Genomic DNA, 1100 nt, shown 5'->3' on the forward strand with positions numbered 1-1100 from the left:
CTAGGGCGCGTATCGAGTCGTGATCAATGGGTGGTCCGGGTGAGGTCTTTGATCCAGATCATCGAGGCCCGTAGGTGGAGTCCGGCGAGGTAGCTGTCTGGGGTCTTGTCGTATCGGGTGGCGATGCCTCGCCAGGCCTTGAGCTTGTTGATCAGGCGCTCGACGATGTTCCTCTCCTTGTAGAGGGCGGCGTCGTGACTGACGGGCCGACCGCCCGCGGAGCCTTTCTTCTTCCGGTTGGCGGCCTGGTCCTTCTTCTCCGGGATCACTGCCTTGATACGGCGTTTGCGCAGGTGGGTCCGGTTGCCGCGGGAGGAGTAGGCCTTGTCGGCGGCGACCGCGTCCGGCCGGGTGCGGGGACGGCCGACGGGGCCGCGAACCCGTAACTTCCCCAGCACCGGGATGAACTGCGGACTGTCCGCGGCCTGGCCCGCGGTCAGCACGAACGCCAGCGGGCGGCACTTGCGGTCGGCGGCCAGGTGGACCTTGCTGGTCTGCCCGCCCCTGGAGCGTCCCAGGAGGGCGGCCTTCAGGCGGACTCGTCGCCGACGCCGGATGCGCCGTCGCTCCTCCCGCTCGGGATCTGCTTCGGGGTCCTGCCCGCTTTGTTCTTCGAGGCTGCCCCCTTTGACCTGGCCTTCTCTGCCTCGGCCGTGGCCTTCTCCAGTGTGCTGAGGACGTCTTCGCCCACGTGCATCCCGGCGGCATCGTGGTGGGCCCGCGCAGTCGTGGAGTCGATACTGACCAGGGACAGGTCCACCTCACCCCGCTTCGCCGCTTCCGCGATCAGGCCCTCCAGCAGCGCCTCAAAGACGCCGGCGTCACGCCACTGCCGGAAGCGGTTGTGCACAGTCGACCAGGCACCGAACTCCTGCGGCATCTCCCGCCACTGTCCGCCGGTCTTGAACCGCCAGATCACACCCTCGAACTGCTGCCGCAGTCGCTCCGGGTACGGGCCGTACTCGCCGATCGGCAGGTACGGCTCGATGAACTCCCATTCTGTGTCAGTCAGTTGCACTCGCGTCACAGAAGAAGATCTACCGGACCAGACTCCGCCGCGAGAGCGAATCCAGCAACTTGATCATGACTCGATACGCGCC

General features: G+C 66.7%; 1 pseudogene. It reads right to left on the reverse strand.

Going from position 1 to position 1100, the window contains the following annotated elements:
• Positions 1-23: 23 nt before the first annotated feature.
• Positions 24-1027, reverse strand: a pseudogene (locus AC3ETA_RS47720) (IS5 family transposase).
• Between the last annotated feature and the right edge of the window lie 73 nt (positions 1028-1100).

The organism is Streptomyces sp. bgisy027 (assembly GCF_057710365.1).